This is a genomic window from Sulfuriferula plumbiphila, from assembly GCF_009938015.1.
Classification (GTDB): domain Bacteria; phylum Pseudomonadota; class Gammaproteobacteria; order Burkholderiales; family Sulfuriferulaceae; genus Sulfuriferula; species Sulfuriferula plumbiphila.
Genome location: NZ_AP021884.1, coordinates 1,674,808 through 1,694,434, shown reverse-complemented (window position 1 = coordinate 1,694,434; position 19,627 = coordinate 1,674,808). Strand labels below are relative to the sequence as shown.

Sequence of the window (19,627 nt, the reverse complement as noted above, 5' to 3'; positions counted from 1 at the left end):
ACGCCGGGCATGTCCGATGCAAAATGGCGGAAGAGAGTGGGAGTCGAACCCACCAAGGATCGTCTGACGACCCTTACCGGATTTGAAGTCCGGCCGCCCCACCGGGGAACGAATCTCTTCCGTAAAAAGAGCCAGCTTGCGCAGCCGCAAGGGTACAGCAGCAGCTAGCTTGCAAACAAATCTGCGTGGCGCAGTTTGTGGCTATCGCGCGCACGCCGGGTAAAACCTACCCGGTCAAAGAATTCCAGAATCTGGATCGCCAGCTTGCGCCCGACACCGATACGGTCGCGGAAAGCGGCGGCTTCGAGTGCGTCGTCTTCTGCCAGTTTGCGGGCGATAGTGGCCAATGCCGCGACTGCCTCGCGGGTAAAAAAATGGTCATGCGCCACCTGGAATACCTCTCCCTGCCGCGCCAGGCGTTGCATCACCAGGCGCATGGCGCGTTCGTCCACATCCAGGGCCTTCGCTATATCCCGCACTCTGGGCGGCTGGTAGGGTACAGTATCGAGCAGCGGGCGCACTTTCGCCCAGAGTTTTTCCTCGTGCGCCAACAGGGTCACGCTATGGCCGGGCAAGTGCAGCCACAAGCCGCTGGCTCTGACGCTGTCAGTGGCCAGCAATTCATCGGTTAGCGCCAGAAAGGCTGTGCGCGACAGCGTCGGCGCAGTCATGCGGCGCAAACGTTCGCGATCTACGCCAAGCATGTCCGGCACGCGTGCATGCTCAGCCGTCAACGTATCCAGCAGGCGCTGCTTGAGCACCGCCCACACGGCCGGGGAAAATCCAATGGCTGTCTCCCCCTCCTCCACCATACGCATGGGCAGGCTGGACCACAGGGCACGCGCTTCATTTTCACGCAGATTCCAGTTCAGGGCGAAGCGGCGCAAGTCCACACCGCTGGCACTCGCTTGCAGCATGGCTTGCAGGGCACCGGCTGGCGCGCCGCTTTCCAGCGCGCGCAGCAGTTCGATTCTGGCGGAAGTACGTCGTCCACGCGCAGGCGGGAAGCTGTCCAGCACACGACCACCGCCCAGGGTGCGGCTGGCCGACTGGTCGCGCACGATGAAACGGTCGCCGTGCAGTGCGCCGATAGGTTTGTCCAGCACCAGCTGCACCAGGGCGTCCATGCCCGGTGCCACAACCTCGCCTTCCAGCACCGACACCCGCCCGGTGACATCCGTCGCACCCAGGTGGACGTGCACCGGCGTCCAGTGGCGCAGCGGCTTGTCCTCGCTTGCCAGCACACGCAACCGCACATCCAGCCGTGTTACCGGCGCGTGCAGGGGCCCGGCCAGCACCCAGTCACCACGCGCCACGGCCGCCTTGTCGAAGCCCGAGCCGACCAGGTTGAGCGCGCAACGCTGTCCGGCCACACCGGTTTGCGCCGCGCGGTCCTGGGCGTGGATGCTGCGCACCCGCACCGGGATGCCGGATGGCGACAGTACCAGCTTGTCCCCCACTGCCACCGTCCCGGAGAATACCGTGCCGGTGACCACCGTGCCAATGCCGGACAGGGTGAAGCAGCGGTCTGCCGCCAGGCGAAAATGGCCGCTGGCCGAGCGCTGGTGCAGCGTCTGCGCTTCTGCATCCAGGCGCTCACGCAATGCGGGAATGCCGGTGCCAGTCAAGGCCGAAACGGGATAAATGTCGCTGCCTTCCAGACTACTGCCCCCCAGCAGGGCCGCGATTTCGGCGCGCGCCTCCGCCAGACGCTGGGCGGATACCCGGTCTGCCTTGGTCAGCGCCACCACGCCCCGTTCCAGCCCAAGCAGATCGAGGATATGCAGATGCTCGCGCGTCTGCGGCATGGGGCCGTCGTCCGCCGCCACCACCAGCAGCACAAAATCGATGCCGGTGGCGCCTGCCAGCATGTTATGGATGAATTTTTCGTGGCCCGGTACGTCCACGAAGCCGAGCACGTCACCATTGGGCAGGGGCGTGTAGGCATAGCCCAGGTCAATGGTGATGCCGCGCGCCTTCTCTTCCTTGAGGCGGTCCGCGTCTATGCCGGTCAGGGCTTTGACCAGCGCGGTTTTGCCGTGGTCGATGTGACCTGCGCTGCCGATAATCAAGAACGCAAGGATCCGAGTTGGGATTGCAGCATGTCCGCCTGCTCCAGGCAGCGCAAATCCAGACAGAATGCGCCTTCGCTCACCCGGCCAATGACCGGGACCGGCAGGTTGCGGAAGGCTTGCTCGATTTTTTTCAGCGCGGAGCCCTCACCCTTGCCACGCAGCACGGGCGTCACCGCCAGGCAGAAGCTGGACAGGCGGTCGATGGGCAGCGAACCGCTGCCGATCTGGCTGTAGCAGGGCCGCACCGCAACCTGTGCCACGCCAGCCAGCGCTGCGCACATGGCGGGCAACAGGGTATGGGCGGTGCGTTCGATGTCGGCCACAGCGCGGGTAAGCAGACGCAGCGTGGGCAATCGCGCAGCCAGCCGATCCGGGTCGCGGTAGAGCTGCAGCACCGCTTCAAGCGCGGCCAGCGTCATCTTGTCCACGCGCAACGCCCGTTTCAGCGGATTCTTCTTGATTCTGGCGATCAGATCGCGGCGCCCGACCAGGATGCCCGCCTGCGGGCCGCCCAGCAGCTTGTCGCCGCTGAAGGTGACGAGATCGGCACCGGCGGCAAGCGAGTCCATCGGGGTGGGTTCCTGGGGCAGTCCGAAGTCGCGCAGATTGACCAGGGTGCCGCTGCCCAGATCCACCATGAAAGACAGCTTGTGGCTATGAGCAAGCTCCGCCAGCGCTCCTTCCTCGACTGCGGCGGTGAAGCCCTGAATGGCATAGTTGCTGGTGTGCACCTTCAGCAACAAGGCTGTTCTGGCGTCGATGGCCTCGGCAAAATCCTTGACATGGGTACGGTTGGTGGTGCCGACTTCCTTCAACCGGCAGCCCGCCCGTGCCATAATGTCCGGCACACGAAAGGCGCCGCCAATTTCCACCAGCTCGCCGCGCGAAACGATCACCTGCTTGCGCAGCCCCAGGCTGTTGAGGGCTAGAAACACCGCAGCGGCGTTGTTGTTGACCACGGTGGCCGCTTCCGCGCCGGTAATTTCGCGCAATAGCGGTTCGACCAGATCATCGCGGTCGCCGCGCGCACCACCTGCAAGGTCGTATTCCAGGTTGCAGGCCTGCGATGCCGCCATGACTACCGCCGCCACCGCTTCGTCAGGCAGGCGGGCGCGCCCCAGGTTGGTATGCAGCACGGTGCCGGTCAGATTGAGCACCGGGCGCAGACGCGGTTGGCGTACCGCGCACAGGCGCTGTTCCAGCACGCCAGCCAGCTGGATTTCAGCAAAGGCGTCGGCGGGCAAATCCAGGTTGCCGGCAAGTCGCTCGCGCAGTTCCGCGAGCAATTGGCGCACCGCAGCCGTAGTGGGTGCGCGGCCATAGCTTTCCGTCAAGGCTCGTACCGAGGGCAGGTTGAGTACCCGGTCCACCGATGGAATAGCGGGCAGCGGCGTGGCGTGCGCGTCTCCATCGCGGTGCGGGGAAGACAAACTCATGCGTCTTGCGCAGTGGGAAACAGCAGCAGGCTGGGACCGCTGCGCTGGTAACCCGCCTCGTCCATGAGAATGTCCAGCGCCAGGCTCGCCAGATCGTCGGCGATGGGATCGACTGCCATGTTTTTTTCCATATAAAGGATTTTCAGGTAGCTGTTGCACTCGTCACAGACTTCCGCCTTTACCGCGTCGTCGCCGCCTTCAATACTAAAATAGGCGATGCCCTTGGTGGACTCGCAATGACTGCACTTGATCCGCACCATGTTCCATTCGCTTTCGCACAGGGAACAGTGCAGATAGCGCAGCCCCTGTTCCGCACCTCCGATACGCACCACGCTGGCGGTAGGCAGAGAGCCGCATGCGGGACACAGGGTATGCACGTCGGGACGGGGGAATTCGCCCTGTTCCAGCGCCGTGGCCAGACGCACCCAATAGACCTGCAGCGCAGCACCGATCAACGGAGCTGCGGCCAGATCCAGGTCGGCATAATCGCCGCTCAGCAGGCGGTCGGCGAAGGCTTCCAGATGCGTCTCAGACAACGCCTGGATACGTGCTATTGCAGCATGCGTAGCAGCGTTTGCCTGCCCCGCTACTTGCTCCAGGATGGTGTTCAGACCTTCACGCCAACTCGAGTCGCGCTGCAGGGTCTGGGTGCCCAGGGGCGGCATGCCGTGTGCTTTGCACAGCCTGATTTGCTCGGCATCCGGCAGCACGGGCGTGGTCTGGCTATCCAGGGTGCGCTGCTGTGCCTCGGCCAGATGTCCCATAAAGCGCAGGAAGTCGGCCATGGTGTGTCCCTGAGCGAGTGCCATCAAGCGCTGTGAACGCTCACCGAATAATACTCTGCCGTTTGGCTGCCGCAGGAATGGCGGTTCAATTGAGGGTGGCTGGATGAACCCCGGTTCAATAATGGTCGTGGCCATGGCTGCCCTTATTTTTGATTTCACGATACCAGGCCAGGTGATGCTGGCGTGCCCAGGCGTCGGTCACGGTGCCGCGCGTCATGGCGCGAACCGAGCCCTTGACCCAGATGGCGGCGTAGATGTGGACCATGATCCCGGCGATGATAATAAAGGCGGCGAGAGCATGCACCAGCACTGCCAGCCGCACCGCAACAATCGGCACGTAGGGCGCGAAATACGGCTGCCAGATCAGCACACCGGTAATCAACAGCAGGCTGATGCATGCCACCATGGTCCAGAACAGGTACTTCTGGCCCGCGTTGTAACGCCCAACCGGGGGCAGATTTTCCTCGCGGTTGTTGATCACATCGCCTACCTGACTGATCCATTTGCGGTCATTTTCGGTAATCTGGTTGTCGTTCCAGAAGCGCACCATCATACCGACAAAGCCTGCGAACATGGCGATGCCGATGAAAGGATGCAGAATGCGCGTCCACGGGCCACCGCCAAGCAGACCGGTCAGAAAGAAAAACGCCGGGTGAAACAGCGCAAGGCCGCTCAGCGCCAGCAGGATGAAGGTGATCGCCACAAACCAGTGATTTAACCGGTCAGAGGCGTTGTAACGCTGTATCAGGTCAAGCCGCTTGGACATGTTGACTCCCATTCGAATAGTTGCTCAAGAGAACGCCGGAACGTGCCGGCTCCGGCCCAAGATTAAACATCCTCTTTCTCCTCTTCTTCCTCCTTGACCTCATTCGGCCCCACCGTAACGTAATGGAAGAAACCGGCCAGCGCCACCAGCCCCAGACCGAAAGACATCAGCGGTTTGGTAATGCCCTTCCACAATGACACCATGGGACTGATCTGCGGATCCTTGGGTAAACCGTGGTAGAGCTCAGGCTTGTCGGCGTGTTGCAAAACGTACATGACATGGGTGCCGCCCACGCCTTGCGGATCATAAAGGCCGGCGTTCTGATAGCCCCGCTCCTTGAGGTCGGTGATCCGTTCCTCGGCATGGTGAATCATGTCGTCCTTGCTGCCGAATACCAGCGCTCCGGTCGGACACGACTTGATGCACGCGGGCTCCATGCCTACCGCGACACGGTCGGAACAGAGTGTGCACTTGTAGGCCTTGTTGTCCTTCTTGGAAATGCGCGGGACATCGAAGGGACAACCGGTGATGCAGTAACCGCAGCCGATACAGTTCTCCTCATGAAAATCCACGATGCCGTTGGCGTACTGAATGATGGCACCGGGCGAAGGGCAAGCCTTGAGGCAACCGGGATCCGCACAGTGCATGCAGCCATCCTTGCGAATCAGCCACTCCAGCTTGCCCTGTTCCACCTCCACTTCCGAAAAACGCATTACGGTCCAGGAGTCCGCCGATAAATTGGGGGGGTTGTCATACACCCCCTCGCAAGTGCCGATCTCGTCACGTACGTCGTTCCACTCCATGCACGCCGCCTGGCAGGCCTTGCAGCCTATGCACTTCGAAATATCGATGAGCTTGGCTACTTTCATGCTCTGCCGGACATCCGGTGAAGGCGTCGTGGTGGCGGAGCGGCGTTGAATATCTAGGGATTGCAATGCCATGACTCGTCTCCTCAAGCTTTCTCGATGTCCACCAGGAACGATTTGTACTCAGGTGTCTGAGTATTCGCATCGCCCACGTAGGGCGTAAGGGTGTTCGCAAGATAGCCGTTCTTCGCCACACCCTTGAAGCCCCAGTGGATCGGGATGCCGATGGTGTGCACCGTCTTGCCGTTCACCGTGAGCGGCCTGATGCGCTTGGTGACGACCGCCACCGCCTTGATGTGACCGCGGTTGGAACGCACCGTCACCATGCTGCCATTCGCGATACCTTTCTCCTTCGCCAGCGCTTCGCCCAGTTCGACGAATTGCTGAGGCTGAAGAACGGAATTGATCACCGCATGCTTGGTCCAGAAATGGAAGTGCTCGGTGAGCCGGTAGGTGGTGCCCGCATAGGGAAAATCCTTGGCGGTACCGAACTGTTCCAGGTCGCCCTTGAACACCCGCGCCGCCGGATTGCTCACCACTTTGGGGTGCAGCGGATTGGTTCCGATGGGCGTTTCGAAGGGTTCGTAGTGTTCGGGGAACGGCCCTTCCGCCATCTTGTCGAGGGCAAACAGCCGCGCCACGCCCTCCGGCTGCATGATGAAAGGTTCCATGCCCTGGTCTGGCGCAGAATCGGGTTTGAAGTCGGGGACGTCGAACCCGACCCACTTGTTGCCGTTCCAGTGGATGAGGCTGCGCTTGGGGTCCCAGGGTTTGCCCGCAGCATCGCAGGAGGCGCGGTTATAGAGAATGCGCCGGTTGGCGGGCCAGGCAAAGGCCCAGTTCAGGGTCTCCCCCAGTCCGCTCGGATCGGCGTTGTCCCGGCGCGCCATCATGTTGCCCTTTTCGGTCCAGGCACCGGCGAAGATCCAGCAACCGCAGGCAGTCGAGCCATTGTCCTGCAACTGGGCGAAACCATCCAGCTGCTGTCCCGCCCTGACCAGCGCTTTGGTCGGATCCTTCGGGTCCGCAATGTCGGCCAGCGCCTTGCCGTTATATTCCCTGGCCAGCTCTTCCGGGTTGGGCTGATCGGGAATGGCATAATCCCAGGTCAGATTGAGGATGGGATCAGGGAAGGCGCCGCTTTCTTTCTTATACAGGTCCCGCAGGCGCATGAAGATGCCAGCCATGATCTCGGGGTCGCCTTTGGCATCCCCGGGAGGTTCGGCGCCTTTCCAGTGCCATTGCAGCCAGCGGGTGCTATTCACCAGGGCGCCGTCCTCTTCCGCGAAGCAGGTGGAGGGGAGGCGGAATACCTCAGTCTGTATGTGGCTGGAATCGACGTTGTTGTATTCTCCGAAATTCTTCCAGAATTCAGAGGTTTCCGTCGCCAGCGGGTCGATGATCACCAGGTACTTGAGCTTGGCCAGCGCCCCGCCGATTTTTGCCTTGTTGGGGAAAGAGGCCAGCGGATTGAAGCCCTGGCAGAAATACCCGTTCATTTTGCCCTGGTGCATATCCTCGAATACCTGCAGGACATCGTGCACCTTGTCCAGCTTGGGCAGGTAATCGTAGGCCCAGTTGTTTTCCTGGGTGGCGGCATCACCAAACCAGGCTTTCATCAGACTTACGTGAAACTTGGGATAATTTTGCCAGTAGTTGAGTTGGCCGGGACGCAAGGCTTTCGGGGTGCGCGTTTCGAGAAATTTCTGGTAGTCCGTTTCCTTTTCTCCAGGCAGTGTCAGATAGCCCGGCAGCAAGTTGGAAAGCAGGCCCAAATCGGTGAGACCCTGGATGTTGGAATGGCCGCGTAACGCGTTTACCCCGCCGCCAGCCATACCCACATTGCCGAGCAAGAGCTGCACCATGGCGGCGGTGCGGATCATCTGCGATCCGACGCTATGCTGGGTCCAGCCCAGGGCATACATGATGGTCATGGTTTTGTTGGGTACGCTGGTTTCCGCGATCATCTCGCATACCTTGAGGAACTGCTCCTTGGGCGTGCCGCAGATGTTGCTCACCACCTCGGGCGTATAGCGCGCATAGTGCTGCTTCATTAGGTTGAACGCGCAGCGGGGATTGGTGAGCGTTTCGTCGACCTCGGCATAGCCATCCGGCCCGATCACATAAGACCATGTGCTCTTGTCGTAGCTGCGTTTGGCGGCATCATAGCCTGAGAACAGTCCCTCATCGAACTGATAGTCGCCATTGATCAGGAAAGTGGCATTGGTATATTTCTTGACGTACTCGTGCTGGATCTTGTCGTGGGCCAGCAGATAGTTGATCAGGCCGCCCAGGAAAGCGATATCCGTGCCGGTGCGGATCGGCGCGTAATAGTCGGCCACCGCCGCGGAGCGGTTGAACCGGGGATCCACCACCACCAGCTTGGCCTTGTTGTGGGCCTTCGCTTCCGTCACCCATTTGAAACCGCAGGGGTGCGCCTCGGCGGCATTGCCGCCCATGATCAACACCAGATTTGCGTTCTTGATGTCGACCCAGTGATTGGTCATCGCGCCGCGACCGAACGTAGGGGCAAGACTTGCCACCGTAGGTCCGTGTCAGACACGCGCCTGATTATCGAATCCGAGTATGCCCAGGCTGCGCACGATCTTGTGGGTCAAGTAGCCGCTCTCGTTGGAGGAGGCAGACGCTGCGAGAAAACCCGTCGTGAGCCAGCGGTTCACGGTCGCGCCTTCGGCATTCCTGGCGATGAAGTTTCTGTCCCGGTCGTCCTTCACCAGCCGGGCGATGCGGCTGAACGCATCATCCCAGGAAATGCGCTTCCACTCGGTGGAACCCGCGGCGCGATATTCGGGAAACTGCAGCCGGTTCGGGCTGTGAACGAAGTCCAGCAGACCCGCGCCCTTTGGGCATAATGTTCCGCGATTCACCGGGTGATCGGGATCGCCCTCGATATGAATGATTTCCAATTTTGCGTTCTTGGCCTTGTCGCCCATGCTGTACATGAGCAGACCGCAGCTTACCGAGCAGTAGGGGCAGGTATTTCGGGTTTCCGTGGTACGCAATAGCTTGAATTCGCGCACCTCCGCCAGTGCGGCAGTGGGTGAAAAACCCATTACGGCAAGGCTGGAACCGCCCATGCCTGCAGCACAGATTTTAAAAAACTGTCTCCGGTTGACTTGCATCGCTTCCTCCAGTGGATGAAATGATTATTGGGATCTCAACAACAGCAAAAATTGAAAGCAAATATTATGCCGATCAAATAATTTCTTTATAAACAAAAAACTGACTATTTATTCCATTCGTGAGACAGACAAAAAGACCCATCTTCCGGACAAAATATACCAAACCGAATAAATGATTTACCTCTGCAGGCAATGCCGCGCTTGCGGCGCAAGCTCGGAAGCGCGACACTAAATAGGAATATTAGACCATAAACGAAATAATACGCCGGAGTCCGCAATGAGCACGTCGCCTTACCCCAGCCAAGCGAATGCACCCGGCATGCCGACTGCGTCGTCCGAATTCGGCTCATGGCAGCAGTACGCCGTACTGGTGATAGACGACGAAGGCGGCATGCGTAATTTCCTTGGCCGGGCGCTGGATAGCCGCTGCGGGGCGGTCAAGACAGCCGCCAGCGCAGAAGAAGGCGCGCGCCTGGTAGAAGAACAACACTTCGATCTCATCATTCTCGACGTTTCCCTGCCCGGCAAATCCGGCATCGAGTGGCTGCACGAATTGCGCCATACCGGCTTCTACGGCGACGTCATCCTGATTACTGCCTTCGCCGACATGGAAACCGCCATTGGTGCGCTGCGCGCAGGCGCCACCGATTTCATCCTGAAGCCGTTTCGTATCGACCAGCTGCTTTCCTCCATTGGCCGCTGTTTCGACCGCGCTCATCTGGCGCGGGAAAATTTTGTGCTGCGCCGCGCCATGGCAGATCTGTCCGAGGTAGTGGAACTGGTGGGAGAGTCCTCCGCCATGGCTGAAATGCGCACCATGATCAACCGCCTGGCACCACTCCCCAGCACGGTACTGATCAGTGGCGAATCCGGAACCGGCAAGGAGGTTGTGGCACGCGCTTTGCACAACCACAGCCCGCGGGCCAGTCAGCCTTTTGTGCCGGTCAACTGCGGCGCCATTGCACCGGAACTGATCGAAAGTGAGCTGTTCGGTCATGTCAAGGGTGCCTTCACCGGCTCCAGTGGCGAACGCAAAGGGCTGTTTTTCTACGCTCAGGGCGGCACTCTGTTCCTCGATGAGGTGGGTGAACTGCCACTTGCCATGCAGACCAAGCTGCTACGCGCACTGGAAGAAAAAAGGATACGGCCAGTGGGCTCAGAGCGCGAAATCCCGGTGGATGTACGCATCATCGCTGCCACCAACCGCAACCTCGGCAGTGCCGTCCACAACGGCCATTTTCGGGCGGATCTGTACTACCGGCTGGATGTGATGAGTATTATTATTCCGCCTCTCCGCGAACGGCGTGATGATGTCCTGCCACTAGCCCGGCATTTCATGGGGCAACTGTCCGCTCAGCTCGGCGTACCGCCCATCACCATCTGCGACGATATCATGCAGGCCATGCGCGTTTATGCGTGGCCCGGCAATGCGCGTGAGCTCAGAAACCTGATCGAGCGTTCGCTCATCCTGGGAAAATTTCCCCTCGGCTGCGTGAGCCCTGCCAGCGAACCCACCCCTCTCAGCCAAGCGGCTGTCACCTTGGAGGAAGTGGAAAAGCAACATATCCTGCGCGTGCTCGATAGCGTGTCCGGCAACAAGTCGGAAGCCGCACGCCTACTCGGTATTTCGCGCAAGACTCTGGAACGCAAGTGCAGCGCCTGGCAATTCTGATCCCGATAATGCCGATATCGTGCTGTTGGAGCCGCTGAAATCCCGGTTGCAGCTTTCTGTCCGCGCCAAGCTGCTGTTTCTGGTGCTGCTGCCTCTGTTGGTGGTGCTCCCTATCCTGACCGGGCTCACCCTGTACTGGGCCAATACCTATTACGACCGCCTGCTGATTTACAAGGTCAACAGCGACCTGGCCGTCGCACACCAATATTTTGGCAATGTAGCCGATCATCTCGGGCAGAATGTCGACGGTCTGGCGCGCTCCTACAGCCTGGTTAGCCTGCTCGGACAGCATACTCAGGCAAGCGAGGCCAGCTGGCTGATGTGGGCACGTGATGAACACAAGCTGGATTTTTTATATCTGCTTGACACCCACGGCCGCATCATCGCACCAAGCAGCCGCTTCGATGCTGCCACATGGCCGATCGTGAAGCAGGCGCTACAGGGCGAATCATCCACTGCCATCGACATTTTTACGTCAGCACAACTGTCTGCCATTGACCCGGCATTGGCCCGGCGCGCCCTGATCGAGATCGTCCCCACGCGCAATGCAGCAACATCATCGCAACGGATGGAAACCCGCGGCATGATGATTCACACCGCGACACCCGTATATGATGCGCACGGGCAGCTCGCGGGTGTGCTGGAAGGCGGCGTGCTGCTCAACCAGAATCTGGATTTCGTCGACACCATCAATCGGCTGGTTTACAAGGAGGGTTCGCTGCCGTTTGGTTCGAAAGGCACCGCTACGCTGTTTCTGGATGACGTACGCATTGCCACCAACGTGCACCTGTTCGAGGGAAAACGCGCACTCGGTACCCGCGTCTCGCGTGTGGTGCGTGACACAGTGCTGGGACGTGGCGCCACCTGGCTGCAACGCGCCTTTGTGGTCAGCGACTGGTATGTGTCTGGCTATGAACCCATTCAGGACAGCTTCGGCCAGCGCGTAGGCATGCTCTATGTGGGCTTTCTTGAAGCGCCTTTCAATACCGCCAAGACCGTGGCGCTGGCGGGGGTAATCCTGGTGATTGTGCTGGTGAGTGCGGCAGGTGGCTTTATCTCGCTGAAATGGGCGCGCGCCATTTTCCTGCCGCTGGAGAAAATGAATCAGACCATGAGCGCGGTGGAGGCTGGCGACCTGTCGGCGCGTACCGGCAAACTGGCAAGCCAGGATGAAATCGGCCTGTTGGCCCGACATTTCGACCAGCTGCTGGAAAAACTCCAGGCGCAAAATCACGAGCTCAAGAAATGGGCAGATGAGCTGGACAGAAAAGTCGTTGAGCGCACCGCCGAACTGGAATCTGCCAATCAACGCCTGATAGACACCCAAAAACAATTGGTGATGTCTGAAAAACTGGCAGCCATCGGCGAACTCACCGCCGGTGTGGCGCACGAGATCAACAATCCAGCCGCAGTCATTCAAGGCAACCTCGATTTGCTGGTTGAATTGATCGGTGCGCACGCCGACCCGGTACGCGAGGAAATTCGCCTCATCAACCAGCAGATACAGCGCATCCGCCTGATTGTCACCAACCTGCTGCAATTCGCGCGCCCTGCAGAATTCGCCGGTTATGTCGAGCCTCTGGATGTGAACCCGCTGCTGTCGGATTGCCTGGTGCTGGTCAGGCATCAGCTGGGCAAAACGCGTATCGTCGTCATTCAGGACTATCGCGCAACACGTCACATCACGATGAACCGCAACGAGCTGCAGCAAGTCATCGTCAATTTAATGGTCAATGCCATTCACGCCATGCCTCGGGGAGGGGTCTTAACGCTGGAAACGTGTGACTGGGAAAACATCGGCGTCAGCATTAGCGTGACAGATACTGGAGCAGGCATTGCGCCCGAGGTATTACCGCGTATTTTTGACCCTTTTTTTACTACCCGCAAACAGCACGGCAGCGGGCTGGGATTGTCCATCAGCTATGGACTGTTGGAGCGTTATGGCAATCACATCTCTGTAGTCAGTGAACCGGGCAAGGGAGCAACATTTACTGTCTGGATACGCACCGAGCCAATATATGCTGAAAGCAGCGTCAATTAGGTTCACCCTGCCCCCGGTTCCGGATTTGCCAGGGCAGCGTTACAAATCGTTACAAACTGATACCCCTGCTCGAGACTTCCGCGTTTATTCTGGAATCGTACTTGGACAGGCACGCCAACCTGGTTGTTCGGCGCTACTTTTTTAGTGAATCGCTTGTTCCAAGCCATCCAACAAGGAGTCACATCATGAACAGATCGCATCGATTGATTACAGCTTTACTGGTGAGTACAGGCCTGCTTGCTGGCATCCCAGGCCTGGCTCAGGCGCACGACAATGATGATTGGGGGCACGTTGGCATCAATTTCTCGCTGGGCGCCCCTGTTTATTATGGACCGCCGGCTTACATATATGCCCCACCGCCTCAAGTTTATTATGGGCCACCACCCCCTGTTTATTATGATCGTGGATACGGCGAATGGCATGATCAGGGACACTGGCGCGGCCGTGGGCATTGGCGCCATCACGAACACGACGACGATTAAGCCTTGATCAGGGCTGGAATCCCTGTCAGTCGTAGCCCAACCCCATCACCTCGCGCACATCACGCATCGTCTCGCGCGCGAGGTCACGGGCTTTTTCACAGCCGTCGGCGATGAGATTACGTACCAGCGACGGGCTTTCCTGATACATTTTGGCGCGTTCACGTATCGGTTCCTGCTCTTTCAGCACTGCCTCAATGACGGGCTGTTTGCATTCCAGGCAACCAATGCCCGCGCTGGTACAACCGGCACGTACCCAGGTTTGAATGTCCTCGCCGGAATACACCAAATGCAGTTGCCACACCGGGCATTTCTCCGGTGAGCCGGGATCGGTGCGCCGTACGCGTGCCGGGTCGGTGGGCATGGTACGGATTTTTTTGGTCACGCTTTGCGCGTCTTCGCGCAAAGAGAGGGTGTTGTTGTAGGACTTGGACATTTTTTGTCCGTCCAGGCCGGGCATTCTGGAGGCGACCGTGAGCAGCGCCTGCGGTTCGGCCAGGATCATTTTGCCGCCGCCCTCGAGGTAGCCGAACAGGCGCTCACGGTCGCCCAGCGACAGGTTTTGCTGTTCGTTGAGCAAAGCCTTGGCGGATTCCAGCGCTTCGTCGTCACCCTGTTCCTGATAGCGGGTGCGCAATTCTTCATATAACCGGGCTTTCTTGCTGCCCATTTTCTTGACTGCGGCTGCGGCCTTTTGCTCGAAACCAGGCTCACGTCCATACAGGTGATTGAAACGGCGTGCCATTTCACGGGTGAATTCGATGTGCGGCACCTGGTCTTCGCCCACCGGCACCTGATTAGCGCGGTAGATCAGGATGTCTGCACTTTGCAGCAGCGGGTAGCCAAGAAAGCCATAGGTGGACAGATCTTTTTCGCTCAGTTTTTCCTGCTGGTCTTTGTAAGTGGGCACACGTTCCAGCCAGCCAAGTGGCGTAATCATGGACAACAGCAGGTGCAGCTCGGCATGCTCCGGCACCTGCGACTGGATAAACAACGTGGCCTGGGACGGATCAACACCTGCAGCGAGCCAGTCAATGACCATTTCCCATACGCTGTCCTGGATGACCTCGGGTGTGTCGTAATGGGTGGTGAGGGCATGCCAGTCAGCAACGAAAAACAGGCATTCGTACTCGTGCTGGAGTTTGATCCAGTTTTTCAATACGCCGTGATAGTGGCCAAGATGCAGGCTGCCTGTAGGGCGCATGCCGGATAAAACGCGGTTTGCGTACATGATTGTGATTAGTTGGTGATGATCTGGATAAGGGTGGCGATCTCGGCATGACCCAGGCCGGAGAAAGCGCCCGTGATGACAATAATCAGTATTAATAACGGGCTGAGTATCAGCCCCAGCCAGCCAATAAACATCAGTGCAAGCAGGATGTAAAATCCGTAGGGCTCGATCTGCGCGAAGCGGTAGGCATAGCGGCCTGGCAGCAAGCTCACGGCGATGCGGCCTCCGTCCAGCGGCGGCAATGGCAGCAGATTCAGTGCCATCAGCACTGCGTTGATGAAAATGCCGGCCGCGCCCATCAGCGCCATGGGCTGGGTATAGCTATCGCCCAGGGTTACCCCAAGCTTGATGATCAGCGCCCATAATATTGCCATTAACAAATTGGCCGCCGGCCCGGCCGCCGCCACCCACAACATGTCGCGCTTGGGATGGCGCAATGCGCCAAAATTGACAGGCACCGGCTTGGCCCAGCCAAACAGAATGAAACCGCCACCCAGCACCTTGCTCAGCAACAGGATGGTCAGCGGCACCAGAATTGTGCCTACCGGATCGATATGCTTGAATGGATTGAGCGTGACGCGTCCCAGCATCCACGCAGTCGTGTCACCAAAAAGTTTGGCAATGTAACCGTGCGCGGCTTCATGCAGGGTAATGGCAAAAATGACCGGAATGATCCAGACGCTAATTTTTTGTATCAGGTTGAGTTCCATCAATTCAATCCAAAAGGTTGCAGGGCACCGCGTCCGGCGCGCACCAGCACTGGCGCAGCGCCAGTAAGGTCAATTACCGTGGTGGATTCCACATCACAGGCACCGGCATCCACAATCAGATCCAGGCGTTTTTCCAGGCGTTCGCGGATTTCTTCGGCTTCGTGCATGGGCAGTTCGTCACCGGGCAGGATCAGCGTCATGCTGATGATGGGTTCGCCCAGCTCTTCCAGCAGCGCCAGTGTAACCAAATGCTCCGGTACTCGCAGGCCAATAGTGTTGCGTTTGGGATGTTGCAGGCGTTTTGGCACTTCGCGCGTGGCCTCAAGTATAAATGTGTAACTGCCGGGAGTATTGGCCTTGAGCAGGCGAAACTGACGGTTATCCACCTGCGCATAGCGCGCAATCTCGGACAAATCACGGCACATCAGGGTGAAATGGTGTTTGTCATCCACTTCGCGAATGACACGGATGCGATCCTGCGCTGCCTTGTCACCCAGGTGGCAGCCGAGCGCATAGCTGGAGTCGGTAGGGAAAGCAATCACCCCCCCATCGCGCAAAATCGCCACGGCCTGTTTGATGAGACGCGGCTGCGGTGTATCCGGGTGCAACGTGAAATATTGCGACATCGCTTAACAGCCTACCCAGTCATGCCAGATAGGCTTGCACTGCTCGGGCAATGCGGGCAGGCGCCCGATGTCACGATAGCCTTCACCCGGTGCGTGGAAGTCCGAACCACGCGAGGACAATAGCCCGAATTTTTGCGCCAGACTGGCAAAATGCGGATATTGCTCGGGAGTATGGCTGCCGGTTACCACCTCAATACCCACACCACCCAATTTTTTGAATTCTTCAAGGAGTTCGTGCATTTTACCACTGCCCATCTGATAGCGGCCCGGGTGGGCGATGACCGCCTGACCGCCACTTGTCACAATCCAGCTCACTGCCTCCGCCAGCGTTGCCCACTGGTGGCTGACATAGCCCGGTTTGCCCTTGACCAGATATTTCTTGAACACGGTACGCACATCCTTGACGATGCCTTGTGCCACCAAATAGCGCGCAAAATGCATGCGGCCAATCAAATTCTTGTTGCCCGCGTGTTGATAAGCACCGTGCAGGCTGTCTTTGATGCCTGCTCTGTCGAGCTGCTCAGCCATTTTTTCGGCACGTTCACAGCGCCCGTGACGTATGCCTTCCAGTCCCATACGCAGTACCGGATGCGCCGGATCAATCTGCAAACCCACAATGTGCAGGGTATGACTGCTCCAGGTGACGGAAATTTCCACGCCATTCACCAGCTGGATGTTGTGCGCAAGCGCCGCCGTGCGCGCGGCTTCGAGCCCGGCGACGTCATCATGGTCGGTGAGCGACAACACCGTCACCCCCTGGGCTGCCGCGCGTGCTACCAACTCAGCCGGCGGCAACATGCCATCGGAGACGCTGGAGTGACAATGTAAATCGAAATTGTGGTCAGGCATGGCAGGTGACTTGTGAAATACAGACAAATCATAGCAAAATACGCACTCTCCCACTATCCTGATACCTCCTTATCCATGCCTATCCCTGCGGAAATCCGCACCAGTTTTGCTGAAGCCAACCATCTCGTGCAGCAATCTTTTGCCGAATCCGGCATTCAGGCCGGCAGTCAAGTGACACCCGACCAGCTGGGTGAAGCGATCGAGCAATTCCTATATGTGTTCGACAAACTGGATAACGAATATGGTGAAACCGGCCCGCTACCCTATGATGACGTCAGCCAGCTGGGCGACCACGCCATTGGGTTTTTGATGGACCTGGCCTACTGGGCGGAGCGCCTGCGCCTGCCAAAATCGAAAATGGATCTGGAAAAAACCGCGCTGGCAGTGGCACATTGGGTAATCCGCCACGATGGCGAATTACGCACCCTGGAGCCACTGGTCAACAGCCTTGCTGCCAGCGCCAACCTGACCCAGGATGTGCCCACGCTCAAAGCCATGTGTCAGGTAATCGGCGATGTAATCGAGCATGCCGCTCCAGGCATCAAGAGCGACCTGGAAAAACACGATGCGACCCGTCCCTGGCGCATCCTCAACCTCAATCACGCGATTGTCGCCACGCGTACCCAGGACAGGGCGCTGATGGAAAAAGCCTTTGATACGCTGGGACGCAATTTGCCGGAGGATTGCCCGGCTTTTTTCGAGCAGGGATTGCAACAGGCCCAAAAAGAAGTGTACGGCACCGAAGTGCGCGAACTGATGCAGGATTACTTTAAACGCTGGGCAACTAGGCATTGAACCATGAAATTCCTGTTTGATTTTTTCCCTATACTGCTTTTTTTCATCGCCTACAAATTTGGCGGTATCTATGTGGCTACGGGCGTCGCCATTGCCGCAAGTTTTGTGCAAATCGGCTGGGTTATGGCACGCGGCAAGAAAGTCGAAACCATGATGTGGGTCAGCCTTGCGATTATCGTGGTATTCGGCGGCGCAACGCTGCTGCTGCATAACGAGACCTTCATTAAATGGAAGCCAACAGTGCTCTACTGGCTGTTCGCGACGATCTTGCTGGGCGGCTCGTGGCTATTCAACAAAAACATCATCCGCTCGATGATGGCCAAGCAGGTCAGCCTGCCTGAACCGGTATGGAACAAACTTAACCTGAGCTGGGCGGGCTTTTTCATAGTCATGGGTGCCACCAATTTGTATGTGGCATACAATTTTTCCACCGATGTCTGGGTGGATTTCAAGCTGTTTGGCAGTACCGCCATGATGCTGGTGTTTGTCATTGCGCAAAGCCTGATACTAGCCAAACATATGAATAACGAGGAATAGATACCATGTGGTACGCAATCATGGGCGAAGACGTCGGCGACAGCCTGACACATCGCATGGCTGCCAGACCTGCGCATCTGGAACGTTTAAAATCACTGCACGATCAGGGGCGTTTGCTATTGGCCGGGCCCTTTCCTGCGATTGACAGCCTGGACCCGGGTTCTGCGGGTTTTTCCGGTAGCCTGATTGTGGCGGAATTTGGTTCACTTGAAGCGGCAAAAGCCTGGGCTGATGCCGATCCCTACGTGACCGCGGGGGTGTATGCCCGCGTTGTTGTCAAACCATTCAAGAAAGTGCTGCCGGTATGAATGTAATTGAACTTATGCGCGACCGGTTGGCCCTACTGCAAGTTGAACATCTTGATATTGAGGATGAAAGTGCGCAACATGCCGGGCACGCAGGGGCCAGAAGCGGGGGTGGCCATTACCGGTTGCACATTGTATCTGCAGCGTTTAAAGGAAAAACAACCCTTGCACGCCATCGCATGGTATACGATGCATTGGGTGAGTTGATGCATCATCAGATACATGCCCTGAGCATTACTGCGCACACACCGGAAGAGTTATAGTCACACTGATTAATTTAACTAAAGGAACACCAGATGCTATTGAAAAAAATCGCTGCCGCTACTGTTTGCGCTTTGGGTCTTACCGCACTGACCGGCTGCAATGCAGCTGAAACCTCCAACAAACCGGCCACACCGGCAGCTGCCTATGCAAAAGCTTCGACTGCTGCGGATGCCTCCAGACCGGTTGCAGTGGTGAACGGTGTTGCCATCCCGCAAAGCCAGTACAACCTGCTCAAACAGGATCGCATTCAGCAAGGCCAGCCAGACAACGAACAGACAGCAGCCGCGCTACGCGACAGCCTGATCAACGCCGAGATACTTGCTCAGCAAGCCACCAAGATGGGGCTGGACAAAGACCCCACCATGCAGACACGCCTGGCCCTGGTCAAAACTGAAATGCTGGCCAAGGCCTATCTGGCTGACTATGTCAAAACCCATCCCATCAGCGAGGCAGACCTGAAGGCAGAATACGACAAGGTCAAGGCGCAGATGGGTAGCAAGGAATATGAGGTCAGCCACATCCTGGTGGGTAGCGAGGCGGAAGCCAAGCAAATCATCGCTGAACTCAACAGCAAAAAGGCCAAATTTGAGGATTTGGCCAAGAAAAAATCCAAGGATTCCTCTGCAGCCAAAGGTGGTCTGGTTGGCTGGGCAGCTCCGGGCAATCTGGTGAAGGAATTTTCCGACGCCATGGTGCAGCTGAAAAAGGGTGAATACACCAAAACACCGGTGCATACAAAATTTGGCTGGCACGTTATCCGTGTAGACAACATTCGCGACCTGAAGCTGCCACCGTTTAATGAAGTAAAAGATCAGCTGCGCGGGCAAATGGAACAGGAGATGGTCAAAAAGGTGATTACAGATATGCGTGCAAGCGCCAAAATAGAATAATTTTTACACTTTGGATGAAAAAAGCGCGGCCTGTGCCGCGCTTTTTTGTTCCACGATTTGCATCGCGAAATACAGATGCAAAAACCGTTTAAACAACTATGCTGAATACACGTTGATTCAACGTGCAGAGCAGTGTCATTTGGGTAAATGATTGTGA

At 57.9% G+C, this 19,627-nt stretch carries 18 protein-coding genes and 1 tRNA gene; 8 read left to right on the top strand and 11 right to left on the bottom strand.

What is annotated here, in order from left to right:
• Window positions 1-24: 24 nt before the first annotated feature.
• From GZH91_RS08840 to fdnG, 7 genes are all read right to left on the bottom strand, one after another.
• A tRNA-Sec gene (locus tag GZH91_RS08840) sits at window positions 25-121 on the bottom strand.
• A 43-nt stretch (window positions 122-164) separates the two neighbouring features.
• The gene (gene selB / locus GZH91_RS08835) at window positions 165-2,072 is read right to left on the bottom strand and encodes a selenocysteine-specific translation elongation factor (protein WP_147074666.1); all 1,908 of its coding nucleotides are present in this window, start codon (window positions 2,070-2,072) and stop codon (window positions 165-167) included.
• Window positions 2,069-3,511 (bottom strand): L-seryl-tRNA(Sec) selenium transferase, encoded by a 1,443-nt coding sequence (gene selA / locus GZH91_RS08830; RefSeq protein ID WP_147074665.1) that lies wholly within the window; start codon window positions 3,509-3,511, stop codon window positions 2,069-2,071. The genes selB and selA overlap by 4 nt, the downstream gene beginning before the upstream one ends.
• Window positions 3,508-4,431, bottom strand: a complete 924-nt coding sequence (fdhE, locus tag GZH91_RS08825) for a formate dehydrogenase accessory protein FdhE (RefSeq protein WP_147074664.1) — start codon at window positions 4,429-4,431, stop codon at window positions 3,508-3,510. The genes selA and fdhE overlap by 4 nt, the downstream gene beginning before the upstream one ends.
• Entirely contained in the window at window positions 4,412-5,062 is a 651-nt protein-coding gene (locus GZH91_RS08820; protein WP_147074663.1) for a formate dehydrogenase subunit gamma, read from the bottom strand. The genes fdhE and GZH91_RS08820 overlap by 20 nt, the downstream gene beginning before the upstream one ends.
• 62 nt (window positions 5,063-5,124) lie before the next feature.
• Window positions 5,125-6,003, bottom strand: coding sequence for a formate dehydrogenase subunit beta (gene fdxH / locus GZH91_RS08815; RefSeq protein WP_147074662.1), 879 nt, complete (start codon window positions 6,001-6,003; stop codon window positions 5,125-5,127).
• Between the two features lie 11 nt (window positions 6,004-6,014).
• On the bottom strand, window positions 6,015-9,071 hold the full coding sequence (fdnG, locus tag GZH91_RS08810; protein ID WP_147074661.1) for a formate dehydrogenase-N subunit alpha: 3,057 nt from the start codon (window positions 9,069-9,071) through the stop codon (window positions 6,015-6,017).
• A gap of 277 nt (window positions 9,072-9,348) precedes the next feature.
• Between fdnG and GZH91_RS08805 the strand changes: the two genes are divergently transcribed.
• The 3 genes from GZH91_RS08805 (at window position 9,349) to GZH91_RS18050 (ending at window position 13,266) form a co-directional block, all read left to right on the top strand.
• A complete protein-coding gene (locus GZH91_RS08805; RefSeq protein WP_198415443.1) occupies window positions 9,349-10,743 on the top strand; it encodes a sigma-54-dependent transcriptional regulator in 1,395 nt (464 codons plus the stop codon).
• A 19-nt stretch (window positions 10,744-10,762) separates the two neighbouring features.
• Window positions 10,763-12,784, top strand: a complete 2,022-nt coding sequence (locus GZH91_RS08800; RefSeq protein ID WP_232522233.1) for a sensor histidine kinase — start codon at window positions 10,763-10,765, stop codon at window positions 12,782-12,784.
• 185 nt (window positions 12,785-12,969) lie between these two features.
• Complete coding sequence (locus tag GZH91_RS18050; RefSeq protein ID WP_147074660.1) at window positions 12,970-13,266, top strand: hypothetical protein; 297 nt, start codon at window positions 12,970-12,972, stop codon at window positions 13,264-13,266.
• Window positions 13,267-13,291: 25 nt separating this feature from the next.
• Here the strand turns inward: GZH91_RS18050 and GZH91_RS08795 are convergent, their stop codons facing one another.
• From GZH91_RS08795 to GZH91_RS08780, 4 genes are read right to left on the bottom strand one after another with little or no spacing between them, the layout of a single operon-like run.
• Window positions 13,292-14,494 (bottom strand): tryptophan--tRNA ligase, encoded by a 1,203-nt coding sequence (locus GZH91_RS08795; RefSeq protein WP_147074659.1) that lies wholly within the window; start codon window positions 14,492-14,494, stop codon window positions 13,292-13,294.
• A gap of 8 nt (window positions 14,495-14,502) precedes the next feature.
• Window positions 14,503-15,204, bottom strand: coding sequence for a site-2 protease family protein (locus tag GZH91_RS08790; protein WP_147074658.1), 702 nt, complete (start codon window positions 15,202-15,204; stop codon window positions 14,503-14,505).
• Entirely contained in the window at window positions 15,204-15,830 is a 627-nt protein-coding gene (locus GZH91_RS08785; RefSeq protein ID WP_147074657.1) for an L-threonylcarbamoyladenylate synthase, read from the bottom strand. Before GZH91_RS08785 ends, GZH91_RS08790 begins: the two co-directional genes overlap by 1 nt.
• Window positions 15,831-15,833: 3 nt before the next feature.
• On the bottom strand, window positions 15,834-16,679 hold the full coding sequence (locus tag GZH91_RS08780) for a 3',5'-nucleoside bisphosphate phosphatase (RefSeq protein ID WP_147074656.1): 846 nt from the start codon (window positions 16,677-16,679) through the stop codon (window positions 15,834-15,836).
• Between the two features lie 75 nt (window positions 16,680-16,754).
• Between GZH91_RS08780 and GZH91_RS08775 the strand changes: the two genes are divergently transcribed.
• From GZH91_RS08775 to GZH91_RS08755, 5 genes are read left to right on the top strand one after another with little or no spacing between them, the layout of a single operon-like run.
• Window positions 16,755-17,474, top strand: coding sequence for a hypothetical protein (locus tag GZH91_RS08775; protein WP_147074655.1), 720 nt, complete (start codon window positions 16,755-16,757; stop codon window positions 17,472-17,474).
• A gap of 3 nt (window positions 17,475-17,477) precedes the next feature.
• Window positions 17,478-18,011, top strand: a complete 534-nt coding sequence (locus tag GZH91_RS08770) for a septation protein A (protein ID WP_147074654.1) — start codon at window positions 17,478-17,480, stop codon at window positions 18,009-18,011.
• A gap of 5 nt (window positions 18,012-18,016) precedes the next feature.
• Complete coding sequence (locus GZH91_RS08765) at window positions 18,017-18,319, top strand: YciI family protein (RefSeq protein ID WP_147074653.1); 303 nt, start codon at window positions 18,017-18,019, stop codon at window positions 18,317-18,319.
• On the top strand, window positions 18,316-18,579 hold the full coding sequence (locus tag GZH91_RS08760) for a BolA family protein (protein WP_147074652.1): 264 nt from the start codon (window positions 18,316-18,318) through the stop codon (window positions 18,577-18,579). The genes GZH91_RS08765 and GZH91_RS08760 overlap by 4 nt, the downstream gene beginning before the upstream one ends.
• Before the next feature lie 33 nt (window positions 18,580-18,612).
• Window positions 18,613-19,470 (top strand): peptidylprolyl isomerase, encoded by an 858-nt coding sequence (locus tag GZH91_RS08755; protein WP_223264619.1) that lies wholly within the window; start codon window positions 18,613-18,615, stop codon window positions 19,468-19,470.
• The last annotated feature ends 157 nt before the right edge of the window (window positions 19,471-19,627 follow it).

What these genes read in the sequence shown, in the direction of transcription:
- GZH91_RS08780 (WP_147074656.1), bottom strand. Translation starts at nt 16,679, where the DNA reads ATGCCTGACCACAATTTCGATTTACATTGTCACTCCAGCGTCTCCGAT.
- GZH91_RS18050 (WP_147074660.1), top strand. Translation starts at nt 12,970, where the DNA reads ATGAACAGATCGCATCGATTGATTACAGCTTTACTGGTGAGTACAGGC.
- GZH91_RS08775 (WP_147074655.1), top strand. Translation starts at nt 16,755, where the DNA reads ATGCCTATCCCTGCGGAAATCCGCACCAGTTTTGCTGAAGCCAACCAT.
- GZH91_RS08765 (WP_147074653.1), top strand. Translation starts at nt 18,017, where the DNA reads ATGTGGTACGCAATCATGGGCGAAGACGTCGGCGACAGCCTGACACAT.
- GZH91_RS08755 (WP_223264619.1), top strand. Translation starts at nt 18,613, where the DNA reads ATGCTATTGAAAAAAATCGCTGCCGCTACTGTTTGCGCTTTGGGTCTT.
- GZH91_RS08785 (WP_147074657.1), bottom strand. Translation starts at nt 15,830, where the DNA reads ATGTCGCAATATTTCACGTTGCACCCGGATACACCGCAGCCGCGTCTC.
- GZH91_RS08820 (WP_147074663.1), bottom strand. Translation starts at nt 5,062, where the DNA reads ATGTCCAAGCGGCTTGACCTGATACAGCGTTACAACGCCTCTGACCGG.
- GZH91_RS08790 (WP_147074658.1), bottom strand. Translation starts at nt 15,204, where the DNA reads ATGGAACTCAACCTGATACAAAAAATTAGCGTCTGGATCATTCCGGTC.
- GZH91_RS08805 (WP_198415443.1), top strand. Translation starts at nt 9,349, where the DNA reads ATGAGCACGTCGCCTTACCCCAGCCAAGCGAATGCACCCGGCATGCCG.
- GZH91_RS08770 (WP_147074654.1), top strand. Translation starts at nt 17,478, where the DNA reads ATGAAATTCCTGTTTGATTTTTTCCCTATACTGCTTTTTTTCATCGCC.
- fdxH (WP_147074662.1), bottom strand. Translation starts at nt 6,003, where the DNA reads ATGGCATTGCAATCCCTAGATATTCAACGCCGCTCCGCCACCACGACG.
- fdhE (WP_147074664.1), bottom strand. Translation starts at nt 4,431, where the DNA reads ATGGCCACGACCATTATTGAACCGGGGTTCATCCAGCCACCCTCAATT.
- selA (WP_147074665.1), bottom strand. Translation starts at nt 3,511, where the DNA reads ATGAGTTTGTCTTCCCCGCACCGCGATGGAGACGCGCACGCCACGCCG.
- GZH91_RS08760 (WP_147074652.1), top strand. Translation starts at nt 18,316, where the DNA reads ATGAATGTAATTGAACTTATGCGCGACCGGTTGGCCCTACTGCAAGTT.
- GZH91_RS08795 (WP_147074659.1), bottom strand. Translation starts at nt 14,494, where the DNA reads ATGTACGCAAACCGCGTTTTATCCGGCATGCGCCCTACAGGCAGCCTG.